This window comes from Candidatus Eisenbacteria bacterium (assembly GCA_016867715.1).
Classification (GTDB): Bacteria; Orphanbacterota; Orphanbacteria; order Orphanbacterales; family Orphanbacteraceae; genus VGIW01.
This window is the reverse complement of record VGIW01000125.1, coordinates 1-7,672: the sequence shown is the minus strand read 5'-3', so window position 1 is coordinate 7,672 and position 7,672 is coordinate 1. Positions and strand designations below refer to the sequence as shown.

General features: G+C 64.6%; 3 protein-coding genes. 2 read left to right on the top strand and 1 reads right to left on the bottom strand.

The window, feature by feature from the left end:
• Nucleotides 1-2,487: hypothetical protein (locus FJY73_13535; GenBank protein ID MBM3321679.1), on the top strand; the 2,487-nt coding region annotated here is incomplete at its 5' end.
• 76 nt (nucleotides 2,488-2,563) lie between these two features.
• On the opposite strand, the gene FJY73_13530 is transcribed toward FJY73_13535, so the two are convergent.
• Nucleotides 2,564-3,715, bottom strand: coding sequence for a saccharopine dehydrogenase NADP-binding domain-containing protein (locus FJY73_13530; protein ID MBM3321678.1), 1,152 nt, complete (start codon nucleotides 3,713-3,715; stop codon nucleotides 2,564-2,566).
• 394 nt (nucleotides 3,716-4,109) lie between these two features.
• Between FJY73_13530 and FJY73_13525 the strand changes: the two genes are divergently transcribed.
• Nucleotides 4,110-6,602, top strand: coding sequence for a carboxypeptidase regulatory-like domain-containing protein (locus FJY73_13525; GenBank protein MBM3321677.1), 2,493 nt, complete (start codon nucleotides 4,110-4,112; stop codon nucleotides 6,600-6,602).
• Nucleotides 6,603-7,672 lie beyond the last annotated feature (1,070 nt).

Genomic DNA, 7,672 nt, shown 5'->3' with positions numbered 1-7,672 from the left:
TACTGGATCGGGTTCTGTTGGACCAGCATCGACCAGGTTCAGGACCGGAACACGATCGTCGTCGCGGCCTCTTGCAGCTCGGGGGTCTACGGCAACCTCATCTGGAACACGCGGGAGATGGTCGGTTTTCCCTACAAGGTGACGGAGGGCACCGCCGCCTCTCAGTGCGCGATCTTCTACGGGGGATTGAACGGCGGCTACGGCATCCAGAACCGCCGAGTGGAGAATGCGAAGGGGCTCACGATCTTCATGCATCACGGCAACGGAAAGACGACTCTCTCCCCTGCGGTGATCGACATCCAACCTCCCTCGGGATCGATTCTCTCCACCGGCTCGGTCGAGCTCAGGATCACCTTCGACACGAAGATCGATATTACCCGCGATCCGAACCGGGCGATTCGTGCGAGCGGCCCCGTCCAGATCCAGAACCGAAGATGGGGGAGCGGGGAGGTCGAGCTGAAAGCCACGCTGAAGCCGTACGACACCGGCCCGGTCTCCATCAAGCTCGTGGCGAGCGAGATCCTCTCGCGCGAAAACGGGGTGGAGCTCGACGGCGACGGATGGGGGCCGAACGGGGACGATCTCGTGATCCCCTATCAGTCGACGTATGTGGACGCGAACACCGCCGCGCGGTTCGTCGCGGCGAGCGCGCGGGAGACGCCGTCCGGCTACGAAGTGCGATGCGTCACCTATCCGGAGCACGGATCGGTCCGTCTCTACGTGGACCAGGTTTCGGTGGAAGGGGGCGTGACGAGGATCGCGCGTCTCGATTCGGCCGATGCGGTCGGCGGGCCGGACCGGGCAGAGGAATACGTCTGGACGATTCCGTTTGACCGGATCGATCCGGCGCACGCGCCTCTTGCGTTTCGGGTCGAGGAGGTGGACGACGACCCCTTCACGCGGAACGACGTCACGAGACCGTTCGTTCTCTCCGCCGGCGATGCGGAGGAGGCTCCGGAGCTTCGCGCTCCGGAGGACGTGAGGGTCGAAGAGGAGATCGCGAGGCGAAAGTTCGGCGAGATTCCGGAAGACGTGCTCGTCGATTTCCGAAAGCCGACGAAACGATCCGATCTCCAAATGGCGGACGTCTTCTTCGCGACGACCGATTCGCTCATGATGTCGTATACCAACATAGTGGGGGTTCTCCTCTCGTCGCGCTTCGGGCTGAGCTACCGGCTCTGGTATCTCGCCTCGCCGGATGCGGCCGCGCTCAAAGAGATCGTGCGCGATCATGATTCCCTCGCCGCGGCCGTCGGCTGGCCGACCCGGCCCACTCTCTGCATCGTCGGATCCCCCCACGTGAATCCCGACTCGAGCATCGTGGATACGTATCGCTACGACGACCCGACCGGGCAGTGCTACTGGTCGCCGTGCGCGTCGGACCAGTGGATCACGGATATGGACGGCGACGGGAAGGCGGATTGGCTCACGACGCGCGTGCCGGGGTTCTTCTGGTATCAGATATGGGAGAGCGTCTACTCGTGGTGGCAGTTTCTCGACGGAGAACACGTCGGCCCGCCGGGCGCGCTCCTCATGGAAGGGGACGTAGACGGATGGTGCGACCGGCAAGGTACGATCGCCCCCACGATGGACGCGATCGAGCAGATCTACGCCTCGCACGCGATCCCGACGACCCGATACGTGGAGAGCGACTATTGCTGCCTCTGCTTTCAAGCGAAGCGGGACGCGGTCGTCGATCGAATCGACGCCGGCCTTCGGGAGATCGTCGGGCTCGGCCTTCTTTCCGGGCCGACCGTATGGCCGGGATACGGGATCCAGAGGGAGTTCGAACCGCGCTTCAAGATGTCCGACCTCTCCCAACGCCAGCGGCTCATCCTGATCATGCCGAACTGCGGGGTCGGCTTCGCGGACGACAGCGAAACCTTCGCGTACCCCAACATCGTGTTCGATTTCTTCACCGCACCGCACATGCTGCGCGCTTCCGCCGTGTTCGGGGTTCTCAACATGCGCGGCGGGGTCGCCCTAAACAATGGCGACTTCGCGACACTCTTCGTCGAGAAGTCATTCCAGGACTACCCGACGGCGCTCCACGCCGCGCACGCCGCGATCGACGCCTTCGAGGAACCCGAAGGGAACCCGTACATCCGGACCGTGGCGAACTTCGGATGGCCCGGCGTCCAGTATCGTCCGAACATGTCGTACGTCGGAGTCGAAGAAGCGGTCCCCCGGATCGCGCGGCCCGAGCTCCTCGGGAACCGTCCCAATCCCTTCAATCCTGAAACGACGATCGAGTACTCGCTTCCCGGACGGTCGACGGTAAGCCTCCGCGTGTACACTCTCTCCGGACGCCTCGTCCGAACACTCCTCGACCGCAAGGTTCAATGGGAGGGCACGCACGAAGCGCTTTGGAACGGAACGAACGACGAAGGGCGCGATGTCGCCTCCGGCGTCTACTTCGTCCGCCTCGCGGTCGAACAGATGGGCCGGACGGAAGAACGCACGGGGAAGATCCTCCTCGTCCGGTAGGATCCAGTTCTGGGATCTGTCGGCAGGAGGCTTGGAACGCTCCTGTCTTTTCCGGTCGTCCGTTCTCCCGGTGAGACTAGTAGAATCCTTGTTCCGTACGCGGTTCCCTGGCCTCATGCTCGTAGAGCACGCCTCGATCCGCGAGGTAGTCGAAAACCCGCGAGAGACACCCGGGCTCCGCCCCGACGTACTCCGGCGGGCAGATTCCTTTGCGCGTGAAGCGACCGTCGAGCAGGAGGTTCGCGACCGCCGACGAGGTGTATCCGGTCGTCCGCGCCATCGAGGAGATCCCGGTCTTCTCGTCGAGCCGATCGAAAAGCCGATAGACGTGCTCCTTCTTCTTCCCGCCCTCGTCTCCGCGGATCCGGACGCGCATGACGGTGATGTCCGCCTCGCCGGGCGCGAGGCGCCACAGCGGAAAGAGAAGCCTCGCGGTGAAGTCGATCGGACGGATCCGCGCTTCGCCCACCTCGATCGGCTCTTTCCCGAAGAACCCGCTCTCGAGGAGAACGCGCATGTACTCGAAATGGCCGGGGTATCGAAGCGTCTTCTCCTTCATGTCGGGGACCGCCGTCGTGCGAAGGAGCGTGCGGAGCCCGTCGGTATTGGAGGCCTCGAGGGTTCCGATCGGATCGATCTCCACGAGCTCCGGCTCCGAGAGGGCCGGCTTCACCACGATCTTGCCGTTCTCCTTCATGCGGACGGGGCGCGTGTACTCTTCCACCACATCGATGGGCGAGAACGGCGCCTTGTACTGATGGGGCCAGCTCCTCCGGACCGGGAGACCGCCCACGAGACACTCGAAGAAGTCGACCCTCATTTCCCGCGCGTGATGCCCGAGGAGGATGTTGCTCATCCCCGGCGCAACCCCGCAATCGATCACGACCGTCGCGTTGTTCTTCTTCGCCAAATCATCGAGATCGAAAGGATCTTCGGGGAAGAACGAAATATCGACCGCGTCCTTTCCCGCTTCGAGAATCGCCCGGAGAACCCCGAATCCCAAGAACCCGGGGACCGCTCCGACGACGAGGTCGGCCCCCTCGACGGCGCGGCGGACGGCGCCCTCGCGCGACAGATCCTCCGATCTCGTTTCGATTCCCTCAACCTCGGCGAGCGCCGCCAGCTTCTTCCTGTCCCGATCGACGAGAACGACGCGATGCGTCCGCGCGAGGTCCTTCGCGATCGCGCTGCCGACCATTCCCGCCCCCAGAACCGCGATCCTTCCCATGATCCCTCCCGCGAAGAAGTTCGCTTTCGGGCGATTCTATCACGCCCCGACCCCGCGCCGGGCGGCCCCTTCTAACGATTTCCTTACAATTCTTTCCGAAACTTGACGGGACTCCTCCGATCTTGTCCCCGTTTACTCAACCTTGGCGTGAGCATTCGCTCCCGAGGATTCATGCTTTACACGTCGCGCAGGTGCGCCGCCGGGCGCCCGGTCTTCGGGAGGTTCGCCGATCTTCACGGGCAGGCAACATCATGGGGCTCCCCACCCCGCGACCGACACATCGAGAAGACGGCGGACGCGTCGGGGGGACGCAGTCCCCTCGACTCCCCGAAGAGCGGGCCGCAGCGACGGCGGCCTCTCTCGGCGCGGACCGCGCAGAGGAGGAATGGAAGCAATGAACTCGTTTTCGAGAGCGCTCGGCGAAAGGACGCGGGGCCTGATCGCCGCATCGATCGTTCTTCTCGCCTTGTCGGCGATCGTCCCGGCCGATGCCCAGGGCGCCGCGCGCCCCGTGCTCACGGGAAGGGTAACCGATGCCGAGACGGGGAAGCCGATTCCGTACGCGAGCATCGCTCTTTTCCGCGAGGACCGACCCGAGGGAGCGCCCGGCTCCGCGGCGGGCGGCGTGGTGAGCGGCGAGGACGGCTCATTTCGCATGCAGCCCCCGGCCGGGTTCTACCGGGCGATCGTCACGCACGTCGCGTATCAAACCCTGCGCGTTGAGGGGATCGAAGTACGAGAAGGCCAAACCACGAACGTCGCGTTCAAGCTCGCGGCGAGCGAGTTCAAGATGAAGGCGGTCGAAGTGGCGGGCGAACAAGCGAAGAGCACGGAAGTCTCGGTCGTCGCCCTGCAGAAGGAAGCGCGCGTCGTTTCCGATGGAGTGAGCGCCGAGCTGATCAAGAAGACCCCGGATGCGAACGCGGCCGACGTGCTCCGCCGCGTGAGCGGCCTCTCGGTCGTTGACGACAAGTATGTCCACATCCGAGGGGTCACCGACCGCTACAACGTGGCGACCATGGACGGGGTAAAGGTGAGCAGCACGGACACCGACACCGACAAGCGAAGCTTCACATTCGATCTCGTGCCGGGATCGCTCCTCTCGAGCACGGTGGTCGTGAAGACCGCCGCGCCCGATCTTCCCGGGGATTTCAGCGGGGGCCTCGTGCAGGTCAACACGCTCGATTTCCCGTCGAACAGGATTCTCAAGCTCTCGTTTTCGCCGACCTACGCCGAGGGCGTTTCGACGCGGGAGATCCTGCGGTCCGAGGGAGGCACCACGGACTGGCGCGCGAAAGACGACGGGAGCCGGGAGATCCCGGGCGACGTCACGGGGGACGACCTCGCGCGGGCCCTTCGCAACACCTGGGGCGTCCGCGCGAAGAAATCCCCGATCAACGGCTCCTACGGGATTTCCTATGGAGATCGATTGTCTCTCGGCCGCCACAAGTTCGGGATCATCAGCTCGTTGAACTACAAACAATCCTACGGCAGGACCGACTTCAAGCAGGAACCCACGTACAGGGGCTATCCCGTCTTCAAGTTCGACGGGACCCGTTCCAGCTACTCGGTCCTCGGGGCCGGACTTCTCAACCTGGCGTACAGTCCCGGGCGCGGCCACGATTTCAGCCTTCGGAACAGCATCGTTCGGAACGCGAAGGAACAGGTGAGCGTTTCGGAAGGCCTCCCCGCCTCCGGAGAATGGGCGAGACGGCAGACGATCGGCTGGGACGAGCGGACCCTTTCCTCGACCCAGCTCGCGGGGACGCATGAGTTCCGGGCGCTCCGCAAACTCGGCCTCGAATGGAAGATGTTCCGCTCGGCTTCAAACGCGTACGAGCCCGACCGGAAGCACGTCGAGTTCGAGCGCACCGGAAACCTCTGGGCGCTCAAGGAGAACTACCGGACCTGGTCGTCGCTCGGCGAGAGCTCGCGCGGGGCGAGCGCGGACATTCGACTCCCGTTCGGCCTTTCGGATCTCAAGGCGGGCGTGTTCGCGGAGACGCGAAAGCGCGATTACGAGATCGACGCCTACGCGACCGATCCGTCGTACTTGTCCCCGAGCAACTACGGGCTCCTCGTGCTCCCTCTCGACTCGATCTTCCTCCCCAAGAACTACGGACCGGGCAAGTTCCGGTTCGTCCCCCTCGTCCGCTTCACCGGAGAGTACGACGGCAAGGAAGAGGTTCGCGCGTACTACGGGATGATCGACCATCCGTTCACGCTCGCTTGGATGCGCTTCAACGCCGCGGGCGGACTCCGAGTCGAGAGAAGCGTCCTCTACGTTCAAACCCGAGGTCGTGGTCGGCCCCGGGCTCGACACGGGCCGCACCCCGTATCACCAGAACTGGGACCGGACCCTCGGCGCGGACACTCTCTACACGCTGACCGGCTTGTACTACGTCGATTCGACCTACTCGATCACGATCGAGCCCGGAACGATCATTCAGGGCGACACGGCCGCGACGCTGATCATCTCGCGCGGCGCAGAGATTCACGCTTCCGGAACGGCGTCCGATCCGATCGTGTTCACGAGCCGGAAGGCGCCCGGAAGCCGCGCGCGCGGCGACTGGGGCGGCGTCATCCTCCTCGGCGACGCGCCCTGCAACAAGGTCGATCCGCTGATCGAGGGGGGGATCATCGGCGGGACGTACGGAGGCTCGAACGCCGCGCACGACATCGGCGAGTTCACCTACGTGCGCATCGAGTACGCGGGCTATCGCTTCCAGCTCAACAACGAGGTGAACGGCCTCACGATGGGCGCGATCGGAAGCGGGAGCGAGATCCATCACGTGCAGGTGAGCTACTGCTTCGACGACGCCTTCGAGTGGTTCGGCGGAACCGCCGATGCCAACTACTTGGTGGCCTACGGCACCACGGACGATGAGTTCGACACGGACTTCGGATACAGCGGCAAAATCCAGTTCGCTTTCGGCATGAAAGATCCGAACATCTGGGACCCGACCGGCGAGACGAACGGTTTCGAGTCGGACAACGACGGCACCGGAAGCGGCGACGTCCCTTTCACCTCTCCGACGTTCTCGAACGTCACCCTCGTCGGGCCCGCGCGCCTCGACACGATGTGCGCGAACCTCCCGACGGGGAACAAGCACCAGTACGCCGCATTGATCCGCCGCTGGTCGCATCACAAGCTCTTCAACTCGGCCCTTCTCGGCTTCCGCTGGGGCTTCAGCATCCGCGACCAGGGAACGATCGACTGCGCGACCGGCACTCCGGACAGCTGCATGGTGGTCCGGTGCGTGAGCCTCGCGGCGTGCGAGAACCCGAGCGGGTCCGCCTCCGTGCACGACGAGTCCCGCTGGGCCGGCGTGACCGCGTGGACCAACACTTCGTGGTTCAACAACACCGGCTCCGCGACGCGGCTCCCGAGCGCGCTCGGGCTCACCGACCTCACGAACTTCAACAACCCGAACCCGGTCCCGGCGACAGGCTCCGAGCTGATCGGCTCCGCGTGTTTCGGGCACCCGTACCTGGGCGGCTTCCAGGTCGTGACCTATCGGGGCGCTTTCGATCCGTCCCTCCCGATGAGCCAGCAGTGGACAGCCGGCTGGACCAGCTTCGACCCGCAGAACACAGACTACAACCCGTGCGTCGCAGGGATCGAGGACGCGGTTCCGGGGAAGGCCGCCTTCTCGCGCAGCATCCCGAACCCGTTCAACCCGACCACGACGATCGTCTTCTCGATCCCGCGGGCCGGGCTCGTGAACGTCGATGTGTACGACGCGGCGGGGAATCACGTCCGCAAACTGCACGAGGCGAACGAGCCGGCGGGCGCGACGAGCACCGTGACGTGGGACGGCAGGAACGACGCCGGGCGGAACTGCCCGAGCGGCGTTTATTTCTACCGGATCACCGCGCCCGAGTTCACGGACAGCGGCAAGACGGTGATGCTGAAGTAGGGGCGCTTTCCGCCCGCGCGAAGCGGGCGACTCCCGA